Annotated in this window: 18 protein-coding genes; 10 read left to right on the top strand and 8 right to left on the bottom strand. The window is 68.7% G+C overall.

The genetic code is table 11. The features are described from left to right. Nucleotides 1-12: 12 nt before the first annotated feature. On the bottom strand, nucleotides 13-1,227 hold the full coding sequence (locus tag MKL09_RS24515; RefSeq protein ID WP_313901204.1) for a glycosyltransferase: 1,215 nt from the start codon (nucleotides 1,225-1,227) through the stop codon (nucleotides 13-15). A 413-nt stretch (nucleotides 1,228-1,640) separates the two neighbouring features. Next, entirely contained in the window at nucleotides 1,641-2,483 is an 843-nt protein-coding gene (gene pucL / locus MKL09_RS24510) for a factor-independent urate hydroxylase (RefSeq protein ID WP_244024586.1), read from the bottom strand. Nucleotides 2,484-2,631: 148 nt separating this feature from the next. Here pucL and MKL09_RS24505 point away from each other — a divergent pair, with 148 nt between their 5' ends. Genes MKL09_RS24505 through MKL09_RS24495 form a run of 3 tightly spaced genes read left to right on the top strand, consistent with a single transcriptional unit; the run spans nucleotide 2,632 to nucleotide 7,534 of the window. Continuing rightward, nucleotides 2,632-3,459, top strand: coding sequence for an FAD binding domain-containing protein (locus MKL09_RS24505; RefSeq protein WP_244024584.1), 828 nt, complete (start codon nucleotides 2,632-2,634; stop codon nucleotides 3,457-3,459). Then, nucleotides 3,456-6,188, top strand: coding sequence for a molybdopterin-dependent oxidoreductase (locus MKL09_RS24500; RefSeq protein WP_244024582.1), 2,733 nt, complete (start codon nucleotides 3,456-3,458; stop codon nucleotides 6,186-6,188). Before MKL09_RS24505 ends, MKL09_RS24500 begins: the two co-directional genes overlap by 4 nt. Then, on the top strand, nucleotides 6,188-7,534 hold the full coding sequence (locus MKL09_RS24495; RefSeq protein WP_244024580.1) for an NCS2 family permease: 1,347 nt from the start codon (nucleotides 6,188-6,190) through the stop codon (nucleotides 7,532-7,534). The genes MKL09_RS24500 and MKL09_RS24495 overlap by 1 nt, the downstream gene beginning before the upstream one ends. A gap of 287 nt (nucleotides 7,535-7,821) precedes the next feature. On the opposite strand, the gene MKL09_RS24490 is transcribed toward MKL09_RS24495, so the two are convergent. Continuing rightward, on the bottom strand, nucleotides 7,822-11,553 hold the full coding sequence (locus tag MKL09_RS24490; RefSeq protein WP_244024578.1) for a vitamin B12-dependent ribonucleotide reductase: 3,732 nt from the start codon (nucleotides 11,551-11,553) through the stop codon (nucleotides 7,822-7,824). A 513-nt stretch (nucleotides 11,554-12,066) separates the two neighbouring features. On the opposite strand from MKL09_RS24490, the gene MKL09_RS24485 reads away from it, so the two are divergent. Further along, on the top strand, nucleotides 12,067-12,483 hold the full coding sequence (locus MKL09_RS24485; protein WP_244024576.1) for an NADH:ubiquinone oxidoreductase subunit NDUFA12: 417 nt from the start codon (nucleotides 12,067-12,069) through the stop codon (nucleotides 12,481-12,483). Between the two features lie 231 nt (nucleotides 12,484-12,714). Further along, the gene (locus MKL09_RS24480) at nucleotides 12,715-13,374 is read left to right on the top strand and encodes a DUF2155 domain-containing protein (protein WP_409566985.1); all 660 of its coding nucleotides are present in this window, start codon (nucleotides 12,715-12,717) and stop codon (nucleotides 13,372-13,374) included. On the opposite strand, the gene aat is transcribed toward MKL09_RS24480, so the two are convergent. From aat to MKL09_RS24460, 4 genes are all read right to left on the bottom strand, one after another. After that, on the bottom strand, nucleotides 13,371-14,051 hold the full coding sequence (gene aat / locus MKL09_RS24475; protein WP_244024574.1) for a leucyl/phenylalanyl-tRNA--protein transferase: 681 nt from the start codon (nucleotides 14,049-14,051) through the stop codon (nucleotides 13,371-13,373). The two genes, MKL09_RS24480 and aat, sit on opposite strands and share 4 nt — an antisense overlap. Before the next feature lie 289 nt (nucleotides 14,052-14,340). Then, nucleotides 14,341-15,693, bottom strand: coding sequence for an acetyl-CoA carboxylase biotin carboxylase subunit (gene accC / locus MKL09_RS24470; protein ID WP_244024572.1), 1,353 nt, complete (start codon nucleotides 15,691-15,693; stop codon nucleotides 14,341-14,343). Nucleotides 15,694-15,952: 259 nt separating this feature from the next. Continuing rightward, complete coding sequence (accB, locus tag MKL09_RS24465) at nucleotides 15,953-16,423, bottom strand: acetyl-CoA carboxylase biotin carboxyl carrier protein (RefSeq protein ID WP_244024673.1); 471 nt, start codon at nucleotides 16,421-16,423, stop codon at nucleotides 15,953-15,955. 264 nt (nucleotides 16,424-16,687) lie between these two features. Beyond that, nucleotides 16,688-17,482 (bottom strand): DsbA family protein, encoded by a 795-nt coding sequence (locus tag MKL09_RS24460; protein WP_244024571.1) that lies wholly within the window; start codon nucleotides 17,480-17,482, stop codon nucleotides 16,688-16,690. Between the two features lie 135 nt (nucleotides 17,483-17,617). On the opposite strand from MKL09_RS24460, the gene MKL09_RS24455 reads away from it, so the two are divergent. Next, a complete protein-coding gene (locus tag MKL09_RS24455; protein WP_244024569.1) occupies nucleotides 17,618-18,277 on the top strand; it encodes a DUF1345 domain-containing protein in 660 nt (219 codons plus the stop codon). Nucleotides 18,278-18,354: 77 nt separating this feature from the next. Next, nucleotides 18,355-19,509, top strand: coding sequence for a pyridoxal phosphate-dependent aminotransferase (locus MKL09_RS24450; RefSeq protein ID WP_244024567.1), 1,155 nt, complete (start codon nucleotides 18,355-18,357; stop codon nucleotides 19,507-19,509). A gap of 4 nt (nucleotides 19,510-19,513) precedes the next feature. Here the strand turns inward: MKL09_RS24450 and gph are convergent, their stop codons facing one another. Then, a complete protein-coding gene (gph, locus tag MKL09_RS24445; protein WP_244024565.1) occupies nucleotides 19,514-20,212 on the bottom strand; it encodes a phosphoglycolate phosphatase in 699 nt (232 codons plus the stop codon). 127 nt (nucleotides 20,213-20,339) lie between these two features. Here gph and MKL09_RS24440 point away from each other — a divergent pair, with 127 nt between their 5' ends. From MKL09_RS24440 to MKL09_RS24430, 3 genes are all read left to right on the top strand, one after another. Beyond that, the gene (locus tag MKL09_RS24440) at nucleotides 20,340-20,804 is read left to right on the top strand and encodes a hypothetical protein (RefSeq protein WP_244024563.1); all 465 of its coding nucleotides are present in this window, start codon (nucleotides 20,340-20,342) and stop codon (nucleotides 20,802-20,804) included. Nucleotides 20,805-20,934: 130 nt separating this feature from the next. After that, nucleotides 20,935-21,645 (top strand): ribose-5-phosphate isomerase RpiA, encoded by a 711-nt coding sequence (gene rpiA, locus MKL09_RS24435; RefSeq protein ID WP_244024561.1) that lies wholly within the window; start codon nucleotides 20,935-20,937, stop codon nucleotides 21,643-21,645. Nucleotides 21,646-21,674: 29 nt separating this feature from the next. After that, the gene (locus MKL09_RS24430; RefSeq protein ID WP_244024560.1) at nucleotides 21,675-22,238 is read left to right on the top strand and encodes a DUF2059 domain-containing protein; all 564 of its coding nucleotides are present in this window, start codon (nucleotides 21,675-21,677) and stop codon (nucleotides 22,236-22,238) included. Nucleotides 22,239-22,330: the final 92 nt, after the last annotated feature.

Here is a 22,330-nt window from a genome sequence, read left to right as displayed (position 1 = left end):
GCTCAGTCAAATTCATGTAAATTGCCACTCCGGATTATACACTGAGATGTAGGAAGAGTGGTTGGCGCCCCAGGCCGGATCGACCATCTTGGCAAGTGCTTTACGGGCAATCTCGACGCGTTGCGGTCGATCCTCATCGGGAAAATCCGGGCACCCGAGAGCAGCGAGGCACGCCGAAAGGCAGGCCCGATACTGCCCTGTATTGAAAGCAATGACCGAAAATTTGTCTTGCAAGCCGTATTTATACATCCATGGTTGAAGGAAAAGCCCGTCCGTCGGCATCGTCAGCTCGAGCCCAGCTTCGGCATAATGGTACGCCTCGACGTGGCGGCTCTCGCTTTGACAATACCGGCTGGCATGGAAGCGCGCCTCGACGCGGCGTGGGTTGATGGCAATAGCTTCGTCGTAAGCAGCAAGAACTTGATCAAATGGATCGCCGAGACTCTCCATCAACAGAGCCGCACCCACGAAACTGATATAAATTTCCTCGGTCCAGAAACCCAGTTGTGTACGTTTCAGATAGACTTCAAGTGCCTTGCGTTTTTCGCCGCAATCACGATAGCTGTTCGCGAGATAGAACATATATCGCGAGACCAGAAACTTGTCTTTCTCAGTTCTGATGGCTTTCTCAAGGATCTCGGCATCGCGCACATACGTGGATTCATCGCGACGACGCGCGCCATCGTGACCCCGACGCATCGCGATCGGTAGCGTATCGGTCCAAGTCAATTCTTGGCAGTTAGCGAACTCGTGCAGGACCCCCCGGAAGCGCCAGGGCATCGAGTTCTTGAACAGCTGCGTGCGCGGATACCGAGTCGTGGTGTCATGAATCTGCATATTGTAGCCGGGCGCACCGAGATCCGGCATGACGAAGGAAGCCGGGATGGGTAATCCCTCTTCGGTGATCAACTCGTCATCCGCATCAATAACGAGCGTGTAGTCACCGTGCGGCCGGGCGAGATCCAGGGCCTCGGTGCGGTTATGGGCGAAGTCGACCCACGGCCGCTCCAGCAGGGTGCCCGGCACATCAGCCAGGGCAGCGCGGATGAGGTCCTGCGTTCCGTCGGTGGAGCCGGTGTCGACGATGATCCAATGATCAATGATCGATCGCACAGAATCGAGACACCGGCGAATAACCGGCGCCTCATTCTTAACAATCATCGAGAGGCAGATTTTTTGACCGGAAGGAGTCATCTCAGAAAGACTTCCCGACGCGATGGTGCGCAAGACCCGTTGTTCGTGATTCCAGCTTGTACAGCGGCACCATCACTTCCGCAAAGGGCATAGACGTTGATTTCCTCATGATCCGTCTATCAAAACGACATAGAATGTGCGATTTTTGGAATACATACTGCACTTAATTGGTAATTACGAAAGTAGTACAATCGTTTCTGATTAAATAGCTTGAATTATATGGTGATTACATCTTCAAACGTGGTATATATTGCGTCAAATTACAGCGAGCGCAGCCTATCGCTGCCGTGAATTCGGTCCATGGACTCACGATCTTGAGACACGTGCGTAGAGGCGACGCTCGACACCATGCGACCCGGCCGCGTCGCGTTACACTCCCGAACACGAGGGGCAATCCGTCTTGGTCGGCAGAACACGACCACACCGGCGCGCCCCCGAAATAGCGCTCAACCGGTCCGGCCGATCGTCGCCTCGATCCGGCCATGCGGCTCGTCGGTCGGCAGGAACACCGTCCCGGGACTCGCGAGCCCGAACGGCGTCAGGTCGATCGGCACGTAGTGCTTGTTCGGCATCACGAAGGCGATTTCGGCCACGTCCGGAACCGCCGCAAGCGCGGCTTCCCCCATCCGGTACATGCTGTCCTGGACGCCCCGGCTGTAGGTCGTGCCGAACACCGTGAGCAGGGTCGCGAGAATCCGCGCATTGGCAGCCTCGCAGTCGGCCGGGACGGCCGACCAAGTCCAGGTCGCGTCCATGCTGGTGGCGGCGATGCGGTCGGTGGCGTCCGGAAGCGTGCGGTAGCCGTCCGCGACGAAGCCGGCCCAGCCCGATTGCGTCGTCTTCATGAAGGTGTAGCCGCGAATCCCCGACTTCAGGATCGATCCGGCCCGGCCGGCCTCCAGCCCCACATAGCCGGCCCCGTTGCCGTCCCGCGTGAAGGTATGGCCGTGCGGTACGCCGTCGACGGCATGGCGCAGCCAGCGCGTCTCCTCGGCCTCGAGGGTGACGGTCTCCACCTGCGGATAGGTCTCGAGCAGCAGGCGCGCCACCGCCGCCGCGAAGCCCTCCGCGTCGAGGGACAGGTTCTTGGCCGCCGTGACGTTGACGATGTTCTTGATGCTGTCGGTGGCGATGCAGGCCCGGTTGTCGCCCGCGGTCCAGGCGGCGTCGAAGCGCCCGGTCAGGAGCACGGAGAGCGTCAGCTCCCGCGGCACGTGGTCGTCGCCCGAGCGGGTCAGCCGCATCACCCGGACCCGGTCCTTGCCGTATCGCGATGCCGTCAGAGCCATGATGATCTCCGGGAGGAAGCCCGAGGCGGGGCCGTGCGGAAACGGAGCTTACGGCCGGAACGACGGCCGCTCCACTCTGCGGCAAACCACCGGCAGGCATATTGCTAGGCCGGGGGGTATCCTGTCGAAGGGAGGCCATGGAGGGGCCGTGGACCTCAACACGATCGAGACCGTCATCCGGCCCGAAGCCCGGTCCGACTTGCCGCCGTGGCAGGACGGCGACGCCTGCCTGGCCGGCGGGACCTGGCTGTTCTCGGAACCGCAGCCAGGCACGTGCCGCCTCGTCGACCTGACCGCGCTCGGCTGGACGCCTCACGCGATCACGGCGCGGGGGGTGACGCTGGCAGCGACCTGCACCATCGCCCAGCTCGACCGGCTGGAACTGCCGCCGGACTGGATCGCTGCCCCGCTGGTCGGGCAATGCTGCCGGGCCCTGCTCGGGTCGTTCAAGATCTGGAACGTCGCCACCGTGGGCGGCAACCTGTGCATGGCTCTGCCTGCCGGACCGATGATCGCCCTGGCCACCGCCCTGGAGGGGACCTGCACGATCTGGGCACCGGACGGGAGCGAGCGCCACTTGCCGGTGACGGATTTCGTCCTGGGGCCGCAGCAGACTGCGCTCCGCCCGGGGGAGATCCTGCGCGGCTTGATCCTTCCGGCTGCCGCCCTGACTCGTCGTACCGCCTTCCGGCGCATCAGCCTGAGCCCGAATGGCCGCTCCGGCGCGCTCCTGATCGGCATGCGCGATCCGAGCGGCGGCTTCGCGCTCACCGTCACGGCCTCGATCCGCCGGCCCCTGCGCCTCGCTTTCACCGACCTGCCGGATCGCGACGCCCTCGCGCGGGCGCTCAGCCAGGCGATCCCGGACGATCTCTATTACGACGACGTGCACGGACGGCCGGATTGGCGTCGGCACATGACCCGGCACCTGGCCGAAGAGATCCGCGACGCGCTGGCCGATGAGGCCTCAGTATGAGGCTCACGATCAACGGCCACGCCCATGCCGGCGCGCCGCGCCCCGGCCAGTGCCTGCGCACCTATCTGCGCGAGGCCGGCTGGTTCGGCGTGAAGAAGGGCTGCGACGCGGGCGATTGCGGCGCCTGCACGATCCATCTCGACGGCGAGCCCGTCCATAGCTGCCTGCTCCCGGCCTTCCGGGCCGAGGGGCGCAGCGTCACCACCATCGAGGGGCTCGGCGGCGGTTGCCGGCCGGGGGATCCGGCGCCCGACGCGATGCATCCGGTACAGACGGCCTTCCTGGCGGCCCAGGGCTTCCAGTGCGGCTTCTGTACGCCGGGCATGATCATGACCGCCGCCGCGCTGAATCAGGCCCAGCAGCGGGATCTCGGCACCGCCCTGAAGGGCAATCTCTGCCGCTGCACCGGCTACCGCGCCATCCGGGATGCCATCGCGGGGATCGCCCATCGCGACACCGTCGAGCACGGCGATCCGATCGGCCGGAACCTGCCCGCCCCGGCCGCCCCTCAGGTGGTGACCGGGCGCGCCCGCTTCACCCTCGACGCGCCGCCGGCCGACGCGCTCCATCTCAAGGTCCTGCGCTCGCCCCACGCCCATGCCCGCATCGCGGCGATCGACACCGCGGACGCCTATGCCGTTCCCGGCGTCGTCGCGGTCCTAACCCATGCGGATTCACCGCAAAGGCTGTTCTCCACCGGCCGCCACCAGGATCCGCGCGACGACGCGGCCGACACGCGGGTGCTCGATCCGATCCTGCGCTTCGTCGGCCAGCGGGTCGCCGCGGTGGTGGCCGAGTCCGTCGCGGCCGCGGAGGCCGGCTGCCGGGCGCTGCGCGTCACCTACGCGGTCCGACCGGCGCTCCTCGACCCGGATCAGGCCCTCGTGGCCGACGCCCCGAAGGTCCACGATCCGGTCGACCGGCCGAGCGAAGATGCGCCGCCGCTGACGCGCCACCCGAACCTGGCCGCGGAAGTCCACGGCGAAGTCGGCGATGTCGAGGCGGGTTTCGCCGAGGCCGATTGGGTCTACGAAAACACCTTCCGGTCACAGCGGGTCCAGCACGTCGCCCTGGAGACCCATGGCTGCGTTGGCTGGCGCGATCCCGACGGGCGCCTCACGCTCCGGACCAGCAGCCAAGTGCCGTTCCTGACCCGGGACGCCCTGTGCGACCTGTTCGGCCTCGATCGCGACGCCGTGCGCGTGGTCTGCAACCGCGTCGGCGGCGGGTTCGGCGGCAAGCAGGAGATGCTCACCGAGGATCTCGTCGCACTCGCGGTCCTGCGCACCGGCCGCCCGGTGATGTGGGAGCTGACCCGCCAGGAGCAATTCACCGCCACCACCACCCGTCACCCCATGAGGGTTGCCGTGAAGGTCGGCGCCCGCCGGGACGGGCGGCTCACCGCGATCAGCCTCGCCGTGCTTTCGGACACGGGTGCCTACGGCAACCACGCCGGCGGCGTGATCCATCACGGCTGCAACGAGGTGCTGGCCGCCTATGCCTGCCCGAACAAACGGGTCGATGGCTACGCCGTCTACACCAACACGGTGCCGGCCGGCGCCTTCCGAGGCTACGGCCTGAGCCAGACGATCTTTGCCTTGGAATCGGCCCTCGACGAGGTCGCGCGGTCCCTCGGCATCGACCCCTTCGACCTGCGCCGGATCAACGCCGTGCGGCCGGGCGACCCGATGGTGTCGAACAGCCTGGAGCCGCACGATGTCGTCTTTGGCAGCTACGGCCTCGACCAGTGCCTGGACCGGGTCCAGCAAGCCCTGCGGGCCGATCCGGGACCGGAGCCGGAAACCGGCTGGCGTGCGGGCACCGGCATGGCGATGGCCATGATCGACACGATCCCGCCCCGCGGCCACCACGCCGACGCGCAGGTCAGCCTGGATCAGGACGGCCGCGTCACCGTGCGGATCGGGACAGCCGAGTTCGGCAACGGCACCACCACGGTCCATCGCCAGATCGCCGCCTCGGCGCTCGGCCTCGCGCCGGACCGCGTCCGCGTCGCCGGCGCCGACACGGATGCGGTCGGCCACGACACCGGCGCCTATGGCAGCACCGGCACCGTCGTCGCCGGCCTCGCGGTGCTCCGCGCGGCCGAGGCGCTGGCGGCGCTGATCCGGGAGCGCGCCGCGGAGCTATCCGGCGTAGGGTTGGCCGCCTGCCGGCTTGCGGACGGTGTGATGACGACGCCGCGCGGTCCGTTGGACCTCGAAAAACTCGGCCCGCTCGCGGCCCGGGGCCGGGCTGACGGCAGCCCCCGCTCGGTGGCGTTCAACGTCCAGGCGTTCCGGGTGGCGGTCCATCCGGTGAGCGGCGAGGTCCGCATCCTCCGCAGCATCCACGCTGCGGACGCCGGCACGGTGATCAACCCGATGCAGTGCCGCGGCCAGGTCGAGGGCGGGGTCGCGCAGGCGATCGGAGCCGCACTCTACGAGGACCTTTCGATCGATCCCGACGGCCGGGTCGTCACCCAGGCGCTGCGCGACTACCACATCCCGGCCTGCGCCGACGTGCCGGAGACCGAGGTGCTGTTCGCGAAGACCCATGACAGCGTCGGGCCACTCGGCGCGAAATCGATGAGCGAATCGCCCTACAATCCGGTGGCAGCGGCGCTGGGCAACGCGATTCGTGACGCCACCGGAGCCCGGCTCACCGCCACGCCGTTCGCGCCCGACAGGATCTTTCGCGCCGTGATGGCCGGTGTGAGCGGGGAGGGGTGATGGACGTCAAACGTGAGGCCGCGATCCAGTATTCCGGCCGGGCGGGCTTCCTGGAGCGCCGGTTCCGGCTCGCCGAGCACGGCACCACCGTGCGCACGGAGCTGCTCGCCGGCCTGACCACCTTCCTGACGATGGCCTACATCGTCTTCATCAACCCCAACATCCTGGCCGATGCCGGCATGCCCAGGGGCGCCGTGTTCGTGGCGACCTGCCTGGTGGCGGCGCTGGGCTCACTGGTGATGGCGCTCTACGCCAATTACCCGATCGCCCTGGCCCCCGGGATGGGGCTCAACGCCTATTTCGCCTACGTCGTCGTGCTCGGCATGGGTTTCACCTGGCAAGCCGCGCTCGGGGCGGTGTTCATCTCCGGGCTGTGCTTCCTGGTGGTCACGCTCACGGGCCTGCGCGCGATCATCGTCGACGGCATCCCGCGCTCGATGCGGATCGCCCTCACGGTCGGGATCGGGCTGTTCCTGGCCGTGATCGCGCTCAAGAATGCCGGCATCATCGCCGCGAGCCCTGCGACCTTCGTGACGCTCGGCGACCTGCACAAGCCGAGCACGGTGCTGGCGGTGATCGGCTTCCTGATGGTCGCCGCGCTCTCCGCCCGGAAGGTGAAGGCGGCGCTGCTCACCAGCATCCTCACCGTGACGGTCCTGAGCTTCATCTGGGCCGGCAACACCTTCCAGGGCGTGGTCTCGCTGCCGCCCTCGATCGCCCCGACGCTGTTCGCCCTCGACCTCTCCGGCGCCCTGTCGGGCGGCCTGCTCCACGTCGTCCTGGTGCTCTTTTTGGTCGAGCTGTTCGACGCCACCGGCACGCTGATGGGCGTGGCGAGCCGCGCCGGCCTGCTCATCGACGGACGGATGCAGCGCCTCGACCGGGCCCTGATGGCCGATTCCGCCGCGATCTTCGTGGGCTCGCTGCTCGGCACGTCGAGCACCACCGCCTATCTGGAGAGCGCCTCCGGGGTGGCGGAGGGCGGCCGCACCGGGCTCACCGCTGCCACCGTTGCCGTCCTGTTCCTCGCCTGCCTGTTCTTCGCGCCGCTGGCCGGCGCGGTCCCGCCCTACGCCACCGCACCGGCGCTGTTCTACGTCGCCTGCCTGATGCTGCGGGACCTCGTCGACCTCGCCTGGGACGACCCCACCGAGGTGATCCCAGCCTGCGTGACCGCGCTGCTGATGCCGTTCACCTACTCGATCGCCACCGGTGTCGCCTTCGGCTTCATCACCTACGCGGCCCTCAAGCTGCTGACCGGCCGGGCGCGCGAGGTGAAGCCGGTGGTCTGGGTGATTGCGGCGGTGTTTGTGTTCAAATTCGTCGAGACCGGCAGCGCGCATTGAGGGCACGCGAGATGGGTTTCTGCCCGTTGCGCCGAAGGCCGCTCATCTTGCCGGGGCGCCGGAGGTGGCAATCCAGAATCGCTTGAGATGCAAGTGCTTGAACTGCGGGGGGCTGGATTCCTGGCTGCGCTGCGCAGCCCCGGGATGACAGATTGCAAGCTTAGGTTTGGGTATGAGCCACCCGGAAGAGCCTGCGATCTAGCGGCTTGGACGGCTTGGCCCGACACAAGAAAACGCCGCCCCCGATCGGGGGCGGCGTTTCACATCAGAGTCGCGGCTCGGCGCGGTTACGAGCAGCCGGTGGTCGACCCGCAGGTGTCGCACTTCAGGCAGGTACCGTTGCGGACCAGCGTGAAGTTCGCGCATTCCGGGCAGGCCTCGCCGACATAGCCCTTCATCTTCGCCTCGGCGCGGCGGTCCGCGACGGTGCGCTCCGCCCTGGCGAAGGGGAGGGTGTCGGCGATCGTCTCGGACTGCCCGGCGATTGCCGGCTCAGCCTTCAACGCCGAGGTGCCGTGGATCGCGTGGACCGTGCCGCCGGCCGGGACCGACTGGCCGGTGCTCGGGGCGCCGACCCCGACCGTGCCGCCGGCCGGGCCGCCCTGGATCAGGGTGAGCCGGTCGGCCGAGCCGCGCAGCAGGCCGCGCGAAACGACCGAGGAGGCCGGGGCGGGCTTGGACCCCTCGCGGGTGGTGTCGCCCGCCTCACCGCCGCCGAGCACCGTGCCGCCGATCTCGGCGGGGCTGACATGGGCGAGGTCGGCGCGGCCGAGATACGAGACCGCCAGCTCCCGGAACACGTAGTCGAGGAGCGAGGTCGCGTTCTTGATCGCGTCGTTGCCCTGCACGAAGCCGGCCGGCTCGAACCGGGTGAAGGTGAACGCCTCGACATACTCCTCCAGCGGCACTCCGTACTGGAGGCCGAGCGAGATCGCGATGGCGAAGTTGTTCATCAGGCTCCGGAAGGTCGCGCCCTCCTTGTGCATGTCGATGAAGATTTCGCCGAGGCGGCCGTCGTCGTACTCGCCGGTGCGCAGGTAGACCTTGTGGCCGCCCACCACGGCCTTCTGGGTGTAGCCCTTGCGCCGGGACGGGAGCTTCTCCCGCGACCGGATGTGCTCGACCCGCTCGATCACCCGCTCGACGATCTTTTCCGCGATTTGCGCGGCCTTGGCCGCCGCGGGCGCCTGGATCAGGGCCTCCAGGGCGTCGTCGGCCTCGTCGTCCTCATCAGCGATCAGGGCGGCGTTGAGCGGCTGCGACAGCTTCGAGCCGTCGCGGTAGAGGGCGTTCGCCTTCAGCGCCAGGGTCCAGGACAGCCGGTAGGCCGCCTTGCAATCCTCGACGGTGGCGTCGTTGGGCATGTTGATGGTCTTGGAAATCGCCCCCGAGATGAACGGCTGGGCCGCCGCCATCATGCGGATGTGGCTCTCCACCGACAGGTAGCGCTTGCCGATGCGGCCGCACGGGTTGGCGCAATCGAACACCGGGTAGTGCTCGGGCTTGAGGCCCGGCGCGCCCTCCAGCGTCATCGCCCCGCAGATATGCGTGTTGGCGACCTCGATGTCCTTCTTCGAGAAGCCCAGGAACGGCAGCAGCTCGAAGGTCAGGTCCGACAGTTTTTCGACCGGGACTTTGAGGGTCTGGGTCAAAAAATCGTCGCCGAGCGTCCAGCGGTTGAACACGAACTTGATGTCGAAGGCCGACTTCAAGCCCTTCTCCACCGCGGCGATCTTGTCGTCGGTGAAGCCTTTGCCGCGCAGGGTTGTGGGGTTGATCGCCGGGGCCTGGCCCATGGAGCCGTGGCCGACCGCGTAGGCCTCGATCTCGGCGATCTCGGACTCCCGGTAGCCCAGCGCCCGCAGGGCGTCCGGCGCCGCCTGGTTGATGATCTTGAAGTAACCGCCGCCGGCCAGCTTCTTGAACTTCACCAGGGCGAAGTCGGGCTCGATGCCGGTGGTGTCGCAATCCATCACCAAGCCGATCGTGCCGGTGGGCGCGATCACCGTCGCCTGGGCGTTGCGGTAGCCGTGGGCCTCGCCGAGCTCGAGAGCCCGGTCCCAGGCCGCGCGGGCATGGGCGCCGAGATCCGCCTGCGGGATGTTGGCGTGGTCGAGCGGCACCGGGGCGATGCTGAGGAACTCGTAGCCCTCGGCCTCGCCATGGGCGGCGCGGCGGTGATTGCGGATCACCTTCAGCATCGCGTCGGCGTTGTCGTCATAGGCCGCGAACGGCCCGAGCTCGGCCGCCATCTCGGCCGAGGTGGCATAGGCCACGCCGGTCATGATCGCGGTGAGCGCGCCGGCGAGCGCACGGCCCTCATGCGAGTCATAAGGCAGGCCCATGGTCATCAGCAGGCCGCCGATATTGGCGTAGCCGAGGCCGAGCGTCCGGTACCGGTAGGACAGCTCCGCGATCTCCTTCGACGGGAACTGCGCCATCATCACCGAGATTTCGAGCACCACCGTCCAGAGGCGGTTCAGGTGCTCGAACGCCTCGACGTCGAAGCGCTTGGTCTGCCGGTCGTACATCGTCAGCAGGTTGGCCGAGGCCAGGTTGCAGGCGGTGTCGTCCAAGAACATGTATTCGGAGCACGGGTTCGAGGCCCGGATCCGGCCGCCCGACGGGCAAGTGTGCCAGTCGTTCATGGTGGTGTTGAAGTGCAGGCCCGGATCGGCCGAGGCCCAGGCCGCCTCGCCGATCTTCTCCCACAGCTCCCGCGCCGGGATGGTCTTGGCGACCTTGCCGGTGGTGCGCTGGGTCAGGTGCCACTCGGCACCGGCATCGACCGCCCGCAGGAAGTCGTCGGTCAGCGAGACCGAGTTGTTCGAGTTCTGGCCGGCGACCGTGAGGTAGGCCTCGGAATCCCAGTCCGTGTCGTAGACGGGGAAATCGATCTTGGTGAAGCCCTGGCGGGCGAACTGGACGACGCGCTTGATGTAGGCATCCGGCACGGAGGCCTTGCGGGCGGCCTTGATCTCGCGCTTCAGGGCCGGGTTGCGCTCCGGGTCGAAGCAGGCATCGCCCTCGGCCTCGCACTGGGTGCAGGCCTTCATGACCAAGCCGAGATGCTTGGAGACGACCTTGGAGCCGGTCACCAGGGCGGCGACCTTCTGCTCCTCCTTCACCTTCCAGTCGATGAACGCCTCGATATCCGGGTGGTCGATATCGACGATCACCATCTTGGCCGCACGACGCGTCGTGCCGCCGGACTTGATCGCCCCGGCCGCCCGGTCGCCGATCTTGAGGAAGCTCATCAGGCCCGACGACTTGCCGCCGCCGCCCAGCTTTTCGTTCTCACCGCGGAGCGCGGAGAAGTTCGAGCCGGTGCCGGACCCGTACTTGAACAGGCGCGCCTCGCGGACCCACAGGTCCATGATGCCGCCGTCGTTGACAAGGTCGTCCTGCACGCCCTGGATGAAGCAGGCATGCGGCTGCGGATGCTCGTAGCTGGAGGCCGAGCGGGTCAGCTCGCCGGTGCGGTAGTCGCAGTAGAAATGGCCCTGGCTCGGGCCGTCGATCCCATAGGCCCAGTGCAGGCCGGTGTTGAACCATTGCGGCGAGTTCGGCGCCACCATCTGCTTGGCCAGCATGTAGCGCAGCTCGTCGAAGAACGCCGAGGCATCTTCCTCGGCGGAGAAGTAGCGGCCCTTCCAGCCCCAATAGGTCCAGCAGCCGGCAAGACGGTCGAACACCTGCGTGGCGGAGGATTCCGAGCCGATGCGCTCCTCTTCGGGCAGCTCAGCTAGGGCGGCTTCGTCGGCGACCGAGCGCCACAGGAAGGAGGGGACGTCGTTCTCCTCGACCTTCCTCAGCCGCACTGGCACGCCGGCCTTGCGGAAGTATTTTTGGGCCAGCACGTCGCTGGCGACCTGGCTCCAGCTCTCCGGCACGTCGATGCCGTCCAGGCGGAACACCACGGAGCCGTCGGGGTTGCGGATCTCACTCAGGGCCTTGCGGAACGGGATGCCCGTATAAGGCGACTGTCCGGCCGTGGTGTAGCGACGCTCGAACCGCATGAAACACACCTCTCCCGTCGGGACACGAATGTCCCGGCCCCGCTGGAAGCGGAGTCTATGCCCGATGATGGGGTCGCGTTCGCTCGCGCCCGGAAACCGGGCACGCGGCGATTCTGCGAACATGAATTAGGGTCGATTGAACCTGCCGAACGCACCACAGGGGCGGCGCAACCGATGCAGGGACATTACCGCCGCCATCGCTCTCACGTCAACAAGTGGTGTGCGGCAAGGCGGTTCCCCGCTAGATGTTGTGCTGGCAACCAAAAGTCTGTGGATATCTGGAACGACCCGGGTAAGTGCCCTTCAGGCATTCGGGATTCGGATCGAAAAAATTTTCGATCCACACCCCTAAGTAGAGGCGGCTCCTCGGAGCACGCGAATACGCCGCAGATGGCGGAAACCGGCGTTGCCGCGCAGCGACAGTTGGGCCGAACCGCTGGACTCGGGCGCGCGCGCTCACCATAACGGCGCCACCATGCGCCCGCGCGGCGCGGCTAGACTCCGGGACGGGCGATGGCGCTGAAGGACACTTTGCTGCGCGTCTTCACGTGGTGGAACGGCCAGACCGTCTCGCTGGCGCTCCAGACCGCGCGCACCGGCATCTTCGTCGGCGAGGACGATTTCGGAAACAAGTATTACAAGGCCGAAGGCGCGCTGATCGACCGCTCGGTCGGCTCGGAGCGGCGCTGGGTCGTCTATAACGGCTACGCCGACGCCTCGAAGGTGCCCCCTGGCTGGCGCGGCTGGCTGTGCCACAACGTCGATCTCGCCCCAAGCGAGGAGGACTACAAGCCCCGCGCCTGGCAGCAGCCCCACGTCGAGAACCAGACCGGCACGCCGAACGCCTACCGGCCGCAGGGCTCGCAGCTGTCCTGGGGCTCCCGGCCGGCGGCGACCGGCGATTACGTTTCTTGGACGCCGGGCGAGTAGGCTTGGACGCCGGGCGACTAGGCTTGCGGCTCCGGCGCCCTTTTGCCGCCACCGTTCCGGTGTTCACCTCGGTGCCATCCGATCCGACCGCCGCAAACGTGACGGCGCGACCGGCCTTCCTCTAGAGCCACGTCCCGGATCCGGGCCGGAGCCCTGAGGTCCTTGTTTCGCATCGTCGTCGTCCGAAGGCCCGTCGCCAGCGTTCGGGACGATGCTTTAGGGGTCCGAGCCTTGAGCCGCAGCAAAGCCCTCGCACGCCCCGTTCTGACCGGCGCCCTGGCGCTCGCCCTCTGCGTCGGCCCGGCCGCGGCCGACAAGATCAAGAACCCGACCGCGGTCTTCTCCGGCCTCGACAAGATCACCGGCCGCATCGTGTCCTTCGAGGTCGCGGTGGACGAGACCGTGCAGTTCGGGTCGCTGCAGCTGACCTCCCGGGTCTGCTACACGCGCCCGCCGACCGAGAGCGCCAAGACCACGGCGTTCCTCGAAGTCGACGAGGTCACGCTCGACAACAAGTATCGCCGCATCTTTACCGGGTGGATGTTCGCGTCGAGCCCGGGGCTGCACGCGATCGAGCACCCGATCTACGACGTCTGGCTGGTCGACTGCAAAGGCGGCAGCGACGTGATCGCCGAGGCGAAGGAGCAGGAGGACGTGCCGGCCGTCGCCGCCAAGCCGGAGCGGACGAAGCGCGCCGGCCGGGATTCGACCAAGACCGCCCAGCAGCTCAACGCCGCCGGCCAGGTCGATGTCGAGGCGCCGCGCGGCGTGCCGGTGCAGCCGCGCCAGAAGCCCTCGCGCAAATTCTTCCCGTCGAACGAAGGCCCGGCGCCGGCCCCGCCGCCCCCGCCGCAGCAGCCCCAGAACCTGTTCGACGCGATCTTCCGCTAGGTCTCGACACCGCCCAGCGCGTCCAGCGCCTGCGCACCCGGCACGGAGCCGTCACAGGGCCAGACGTTCCAGTCCGCGACCTGATCGAGGGCTGCAGCCAGCCGCCGCTTGTAGACGTGCCGGGGCAGTTCCTCGGCGCCGAACTGCGTGAGGTGGTCGGTGACGAACTGCGTGTCGGCGAGCCGGTAGCCACCGGCGCGCAGGCGGGCCATCAGGTGAACGAGGGCGACCTTCGAGGCGTCGCGGACCTCGTGGAACATGCTCTCGCCGAAGAACGCCGCCCCCAGCGAGACGCCGTAGAGGCCGCCGACCAGGCGCCGCTCCGCCCCCGCATAGACCTCGACCGTGTGGACGTGGCCGATGTCGAACAGGGCCCCGTAGAGCTCGCGGATGCGCCCGTTGATCCAGGTCTTCTCGCTGTCCCGGCGCGGAGCGGCGCAGCCGGTGATCACCCCGTGGAAATCGGTGTCGCACCGGACCTCGAACTGGTCGGACCGCACCGTCCGGGCGAGGCGGCGGGACACCCGGAACCCGTCGAGCGGCAGGACGCCGCGCGCCCGCGGCTCGACCCAGTACAGGGTCGGGTCGGTCGCATCCTCGGCCATCGGAAAGATGCCCGCCGCGTAGGCCTTCAGCAGGATCTCGGGGGTGATGTCCACGCGGGTCGGATCGTGCATGGGGCGAGTGTCGCGCGGCACCGATCCAAACGCCAGAGCCGGAACCGGCCGTGATCGCCGCAAGCGCGGGAGCGGAGTCGGATTGCAGACACGATCTCGATCAGACGACAGCTTTCCTGAACACCCCCCTTATCCTGAGGTGCGAGCGCAGCGAGCCTCGAAGGAGGCCTCCAGGGATCGCGCGGCTGGCTGGAGGGCTCCTTCGAGGCCTCCGCTTCGCTCCGTCGCCTCAGGATGAGGGCGAGGGTGGGGAGAACCGGCCGAACTGGCTCGTGGTCTCCCGCCGGCCTCAGACCTTCATGCCGCCCGCGTCCAAAAAGTGCTCGAGCCAGTGGATGTCGTAGAGGCCGTTCTGGACGTCCGGGTTGCGGACCAGGGTGCGGAACAGCGGCAGGGTCGTGTCGATGCCGTCGATCACGAACTCGTCGAGCGCCCGGCGCAGGCGCATCAGGCACTCGTTGCGGGTGCGCCCGTGGACGATCAGCTTGCCGATCAGCGAGTCGTAATGCGGCGGGATCCGGTAGCCCTGGAAGGCCGCCGAATCGACCCGGACCCCGAGGCCGCCGGGAGTGTGATAATGGGTGATCTGGCCGGGGGAGGGCCGGAAGGTCTCCGGGTGCTCGGCGTTGATCCGGCACTCGATGGCGTGGCCCTCGACCTTGATGTCGGATTGCGAGACCGAGAGCGGGCCGCCCGAGGCGACCTGGATCTGCTCGATCACGAGGTCGATCCCGGTGATCATCTCGGTGACCGGATGCTCGACCTGGATGCGGGTGTTCATCTCGATGAAGTAGAACTTCCCGTCCTCGTACAGGAACTCGACGGTGCCGGCGCCGAGATAGCCCAGTTCCTTCATGGCGTTGGCGCAGATGCCGCCGATCTCGGCGCGCATCGACTCGTTGAGCGCCGGCGAGCCGCCTTCCTCCCAGACCTTCTGGTGGCGGCGCTGCAGCGAGCAGTCGCGCTCGGCCAGATGCACCGCGCCGCCGCGGCCGTCACCCAGAACCTGCACCTCGATGTGCCGGGGCTTCTCCAGGTACTTCTCCAGGTAGACCGCATCGTCGCCGAACGCGGCCTTAGCCTCGGAGCGGGCCATGCCGATCGCCTGCTCCAACTCGGCCTCGGTGCGGGCGACCTTCATGCCCCGCCCGCCGCCGCCGGCCGCCGCCTTGACCAGGACGGGGTAGCCGATCCCGGCCGCGACCCGCTTGGCCTCGTCGGCATCCTCGACGCCGCCCTCGGACCCCGGCACGCACGGGATGCCGAGCTTCACCGCCGTGCGCTTGGCCTCGATCTTGTCGCCCATGGTGCGGATATGCTGCGCCTTGGGGCCGATGAAGCCGATCTGGTGATGGGCCAGAACCTCGGCGAACCGGGCATTCTCGGACAGGAAGCCGTAGCCCGGATGCACCGCATCCGCCCCGGTGATCTCGCAGGCCGCGATGATCGACGGGATGTTGAGGTAGCTGTCCCGGGCGGCGGGCGGCCCGATGCAGACGCTCTCGTCGGCCAGCCGGACATGCATGGCATCGGCGTCGGCGGTGGAATGGACCGCCACGGTGGCGATCCCGAGTTCCTTCGCCGCCCGCAGGATGCGCAGGGCGATCTCGCCGCGGTTCGCGATCAGGATCTTGTCGAACATCGAACCCTTAGAGCGTCCAGGCGATCCGACGGGACCGCGCAGGATGCTCTATCCTCTTGTTGCGCGGCGTTTTCCAGGCCCGAAGCGGCAGCCGGTCCGGCGGAAGACGACCAAAACCTCCCGCGCCGAGGCGATCACCGCCTCGGCGCGGGACGCGGACCGAAGCGCGGGGCGGACGCACCGCCCGGCACTTCTCGAAAAGCTTCGTCGTCGCATCGTCTCGATCCGAAAGCCGGCCCAAGCCGTTCGGGAGGATGCGTCAGGCGATGACCAGCAACGCCTCGCCGAACTCGACCGGCTGGCCGTCCTCGACGAAGATCGCCGTCACCGTGCCGGCGCGGGGCGCCACGATCTCGTTGAAGGTCTTCATCGCCTCGATCAGCAGCAGCTTGTCGCCGACCTCGACCTTCGAGCCGATGTCGATGAACGCCTTGGCCTCCGGGGAGGGGCGCAGATAGGCGGTCCCGACCATCGGCGACGGCACCGCGCCGGGATGCGCCCGGGCCGGCTCGGCCGGGGCGAGGGCGCCGGTCGGCGGCGCCACTGGCGGCGGCGCCACGGCGGCCACCGGCGCGGGCGCCGCGACCTGGACGTTCACGGGTTCGAGCCGCCGCACCACGCGGATGCGCAGGTCGCCCTTCTCGACCTCGATCTCGGACAGGCCGGTCTCGGTGACGAGGTTGGCGAGTTCGCGCACGAGCTCGGAATCGATGGGATCGTTCTTGGGCATCCGGCCTTCTTCGTATCGCGCCGCGGCGGTCGGTTCGTCCGGCATGCGCGCTGGCACTCGATCACAGCCTCATGGCTGGCGGCTCTTAGCGCATCGTCCCGGAGATCGGAACCGGACCGATGCGCTAGAACTTTGGTTTTGCATCATGTTTTTCCGAAGGGCGGCAACCGCCTTTCGGGATGATGATGCTCTAGACGAAGGCGGCCCGGCGCGACAAGGCCGCGCCCTCCGCCATCCGCCGGTGGGAAGCTCCGGCCTGACGCCTCAGCAGGAGGCGTGGCCGCATTGGCGGACATCCGCGATGGTCTTGCGGATCGGGTCGACGCCGACGGCGCCGGGAATCACCTCGTCGCCGATGATGAAGGCCGGCGTGCCCGAGAGGCCGAGCCGGTCGCCCAGTCCGCGATTCTCGCTGAGCGCGGCCTTCACCTCGGGGGAGGCCATGTCCTTCTGCAGCTTGGTCGTGTCGGCGCCGAGGTCCTTGGCGACCTGGATCGCCCGGGCACCGTTCACCCGGCCCTTGGTCTCAAGCAGCTTCTGGTGGAATTCGAACAGCTTGTCGCCCTTGAGTTGCTGGCGCACCGCAACCGCGACCTGGCTGGCCTCCAGCGATTCCGGGCCGAGCACCGGGAAATCCTTGATCACCACCCGCAGCTTCGGGTCGGTCTTGATCAGGGTCTGCACGTCGCCCAGCGCCTTGCGACAATAGCCGCAATTGTAGTCGAAGAACTCGACCAGCGTGACGTCGCCCGTGGGGTTGCCGGCGACCACGTCGTGCGGGCCGTTGACCAGGGCCTCGCGGGCCTCCTTGAGGGCCGCGCTCTGGGCGAGGCGCTGCGTCTCCGCCTGCTGCTTCTCGGCCTCGGCCAGCGCTTCCTGCAGCACTTCGGGGTGCTTGATCAGGTAGTCCTTGACGATCGCCTCGATGCCGGCGCGCTGCGCGTCCGTGAACGGGGCGGCCGCCGGAGCGGCGGATTGCGTGGCGTCCTGCGCCGAGGCCGGGACGGCGGCGAGACCGAGCGCCAGGGCCAGCGCGGGCAGGGAGCGGTTGAAGAGCATGGATCCTCGCTTGCGCGGCAAGCCGGCCCGCGCGTGGCGCGAGCGGTAGAGGCTGGGTTAGGCGTTTTCGCGGCGCCGGGTCAAATCACGTCCCCGGCTCGCAGATCCCGCCCGCCACGCGTAACCCGGTCCGTCATGCCCAAGCTGTTCCGCGCCTTCTGGCTGCGCCCGCACCTGCTCTGCGCGATCGTGGTGGCGATCGTCGCCGCGCTGCTGGTGCCGGGCCTCGATCCGGGAATGCGCCTGCTCGCCGGCTGGTGCGCCGGCGTGATCGTCCATGCCGGCCTGGTGGTACGGCGGGCCACCGGGCAGACCCGCGACGCCATGCGGCGCGAGGCCGCCCGGCTCGATGACAGCGCCGGGGTGATCACGGTCTTCGCCCTGCTGGCGGCGGCGGCCAGCCTCGGCTCGGTGGCGGTGCTGGTGGTCGGCGGCCGCATCGCCGGAACCGGCGAGCGCTTCGCCCTGGCACTCGCCGGGACGAGCCTGCTCTGCACCTGGGTGTTCGTGCAGATGATCTTCACGGTGCATTACGCCCACGTCTATTACGGCACCGAGGACGAGGCCGGCGCCGAGCGCGGCGGCCTGGACTTCCATGGCGAGACCGATCCGGATTTCTGGGATTTTTTGTATTTTACCGTGACCATCGGGGCGGCGGCTGCGACGTCGGATACCAACCTCACCAGCAGGCGGATGCGGCGGATCGCGACTGCGCAGACGGTGGGCGCCTACCTGTTCAACACCGGCATCCTGGCGCTGGTGGTCAACATGGCCGCCGGCCTCGCGCCGCACTGAGGCCGGTTGAGGCCGCGGCCGCCAGGGTCTAACCCCGAGCGCTCCGCCGACTCGCCCGCGCACCCCGTCAGGACAGCATGATCTCGATCTCCCGGCGGGCCGCCGCCGTCCAGCCGTTCCTCGCCATGGACGTCATGGCCGCGGCCGCCGCCAAGGCCCGGCGCGGCGACGACGTGGTACGCATGGAAGTCGGCCAGCCCTCGGCGCCCGCCCCGCGGGCGGTGATCGCGGCGGCGCAAGCAGCCCTCGCCACCGGTCGCGTGCCCTATACCGAAGCGCTCGGCCTGCCGGCCCTGCGCGAGCGCATCGCGCGCGACTATGCCGACCGCTACGGCGTCGCGGTGAGCCCGGAGCGGGTGGTGATCACAACCGGCTCCTCGGCAGGCTTCGTGCTCGCCTTCATGAGCCTGTTCGATGCCGGCGCCCGGGTGGCGGTGCCGCAGCCGGGCTATCCGGCCTATCGCAGCATCCTGGCCTCCCTCGACCTCGTGCCGGCCCCGATGGTGCTGCGCGAAGAGGACCGCTTCGCCCCCACCGCCGCCTTGCTGCGGGAGACCCATGCCCGCGCCCCGGTGGCCGGCGCCCTGGTGATGAGCCCGGCCAACCCCTCCGGCACGGTGATCACGGAAGCCGCGTTGCGCGATCTCTGCGCAGCCACCCGGGAGCTGGGCCTGCCACTGATCTCAGACGAGATCTATCACGGCCTCAGCTACGGCGTGCCGACCGTCACCGCCCTGCGGTTCGATCCCGACGCCGTGGTGATCAACTCGTTCTCGAAATACCACTGCATGACCGGCTGGCGCGTCGGCTGGATGGTGATGCCGGAGGTTCTGGTCCGCCCGATCGAGCGGCTGGCGCAGAACCTCTACATCTCGGCGCCCTACCTCTCGCAGGTCGGCGCGCTGGCGGCCCTGGACGCATCGGAAGAACTCGACGCGGTGCGCGACGGCTACGCCCGCAACCGGGCGATCCTGCTCGACGCGCTTCCGGGCCTCGGCCTCGGGCGCGTGCACCCGGCCGACGGCGCGTTCTACCTCTACGCGGACGTGGCGAACCTCACCAACGACGCCACCGGCTTCTGCCGGCGGATGCTGGACGAGGCCAACGTCGCCGCGACCCCGGGGCTCGATTTCGACCCGGATCTCGGCCACCACCACGTCCGGTTCTCGTTTGCCGGCTCCGAGGCCGAGTGTCGCGAGGCGGTGGCTCGGCTACGGACCTGGCTGCGCTGAATTCTTAGGCGACTGCCACCGGCACCAGGGCACGGACTGCCTCGGGTAGTTCCGAAAAATGCGCGATCACCCGGTCGGGCCCGAGTTCGGTGACCGGCACGTCGGTGTAGCCGAAGGTCACCGCCACCACCGGGATGCCGGCGGCCTTGGCGGTGTCGATGTCGGTGCGGGAATCGCCGACCATCACGGCCCGGGCCAGATCGCCCCCGGCGCGCTCGATCGTGCCGGTGAGGTGGCTCGGATCGGGCTTGTAGGCCGGGAACGTGTCGCGCCCGCAGATCGCCGCGAAGCGGTGGCCGATCCCGAGCAGGCGCAGCAGCTCCACCGACTGGCCCTCGAACTTGTTGGTGCAGACCGCCAGCCGAAAACCCGCGGCCTCCAAGGCGTCCAACGCCTCGACCACCCCGGGATAGAGGTGGGAGGTGTCGGCGAGATGCGCCCCGTAATGGGCGATGAAGGCCTCGAACAGCCGCTCATGATCCTCCGGTGCGAGCGCGCGGCCCTCCGCCTCGAACCCGCGCCGGATCAGCGCCTTGGCGCCGGCCCCGATCAGGCCGCGGGCCTGGGACAGGGGCAACTCGGCCAGACCCTCGCGCTTCATCAGCACGTTGAGCGTGCCGATCAGGTCACCCGCGGTCTCGGCGAGCGTGCCGTCGAGGTCGAACACCGCGATCGGCGGGCGGGTCGTCGATTCGGGCGGCATCGCGTCGGGCTCCTGTGGGGTACCGCCTCGCTAAAGGGGGCCGGCGCCGCGGGCAAGGCGGCGCGGCGCCCCACACTCGCCCGAAAGCCCAGCGAAAGGCGAAGCGCGTCAGCTCCCGGATCCCGCGATGAAACCCTTTCTGCCCCTTCTCGCCACCTGTATCGCGCTGGCCAGCGCGCCGGTCGCGGCGGCCTCGTTCGAGTTCGTGCCCGCGCCGCAGGCCGACCTGAACCGGATGTACCGGGTCGACAAGGTCACCGGCGAGGTGACCTCGTGCCAGTACGGGCTCCAGGAATCGGCCGGCGGCATCGGCCAGACCGTCTGCTTCGGCCCCGGGGAGGGCGCCGGCCCGCAAGCGCCGTCGGAATACGGCCTGGTGGCGAGCCGCCACACCCGCGAGGCCGGCGTGTTCCGGGTCAATTACCGCACCGGCGAGATGAGCATCTGCTTCGTGCTGGTGAAGAAGGAGCAGGTGGTCTGCACCCAGCAGGGCAAGCCCGGTGCCGAGGCGAGCTCCGACGCGCCGCTCACCGGGCCCGCCCCCGGCCGCGCCGGGGCCAGCGCCACCCCGGCACAGGGCGGCCGCTTTTGAAGCACCGCGCCCCGCGGAGCCGTTCCGGTCCGCCCTGCGGCGTGCTAGGGGCCGCGCGACTCCCTGAGGAAGCCCAGCTGCCCCGCATGCCCGCCATCTCGATTCATTCCGCCTACCGGACGGCCCGGCCTTGAGCGGGCCGGACCTGCGCCGGGCGGCTGCGGCGCGCGCCCTCGAGCTGATCGAGCCCGGCATGCGGCTCGGCCTCGGCACCGGCTCGACCGCGGCGGCCTTCGTGGCCCTGCTCGGCGCGCGGGTCCGCGACGGGCTCGACATCGTCGGCGTGCCGACCTCGGAGGCGACGCGGCTGCAGGCCGAGGGCCTTGGCATCCGCCTCGCGACCCTGGACGCGCTGCCCGAGCTCGACCTGACCATCGACGGCGCCGATGAGGTCGACGACCAGTTGCGCCTGATCAAGGGCGGCGGTGCTGCGCTGCTGCGCGAAAAGATCGTCGCCTGTGCCAGCCGTCGCATGGTGGTGATCGCCGACGCCGCCAAGCACGTCGCCAAGCTCGGCGCCTTTCCGCTGCCGATCGAGGTGAACCTGTTCGGCCTCACCGCCACGCACCGCGCGGTCGAGGCCGCCGTCGCCCGGGCGGGCTGCACCGGCCCGGTCCGGCTACGGCTCGATCCGGCCGGCAAGCCGCTTCTCACCGATGGCGGCCACCACATCCTCGACGCCCATCTCGGCGCCATTCCCGATCCCGACGCGCTCGGCGCCGCCCTCTGGGCGGTGCCGGGCGTCGTCGAGCACGGCCTGTTCCTCGGCATTGCCGACGCCGCGATCCTGGCGTCGGACCGCGACGGGCAGGCCGAGGTCACCATTCTCGGCCGCGTCTGACGCGCCGTAATCCCGCAGGAACGTTCAGCATGTCCCGACGCCTCAAAGCCGCGCTCGGCCTCGCGCTCGCCGCGGCCACGATCCTTCCGCACGCGGCCTCGGCCCAGGCGAACAAGCCCGCTCCCGCCAAGCCGGCGGCGCAGCCGAACACGCCCGCCGCCGCGACGCCGACCTACACGGCAAGCCACCTGGCGCTGGCGCGCGAGGTGATGCTCAGCTCCGGCATCGCCCGCTCGTTCGATTCGGTGCTGCCGGCTTTCGCCGACCAGATCCGCAAGCAGGCGGTGACGCGTCCGGAACTCGCCAAGGATCTCGACGAGGTTCTGACCTCCCTCCAGCCCGAGATGGAGCTGCAGAAGCAGCGCATGATCGACATCGCCGCCCGCACCTACGCGGCGAAGTTCCCGGAGCCGGAACTGAAGGAGATCGCGACCTTCTTCCGCTCGCCGGCCGGCAAGCACTACGTCGAGGCCCAGCCGCAGCTCCTCGACGAGATGGTGCAGGAGATGCAGGACTGGACGCAGGAAGTGTCCGAATACGTCATGGTCCGGGTGCGCGCCGAGATGGGCAAGCGCGGTCATCAGCTGCAGTGAGGGGGCTTTCGGCGGATCGACCGTCGCGCTTCTGAACTCAGCCAGAGCGCTCCTACCCTCGGCCTCATCCTGAAGCGCCGGAGCGAAGCGGA

It is taken from the genome of Methylobacterium sp. J-048, from assembly GCF_022829515.1.
Taxonomy (GTDB): domain Bacteria; phylum Pseudomonadota; class Alphaproteobacteria; order Rhizobiales; family Beijerinckiaceae; genus Methylobacterium.
This window is presented reverse-complemented; position numbering and strand designations above follow the sequence as displayed.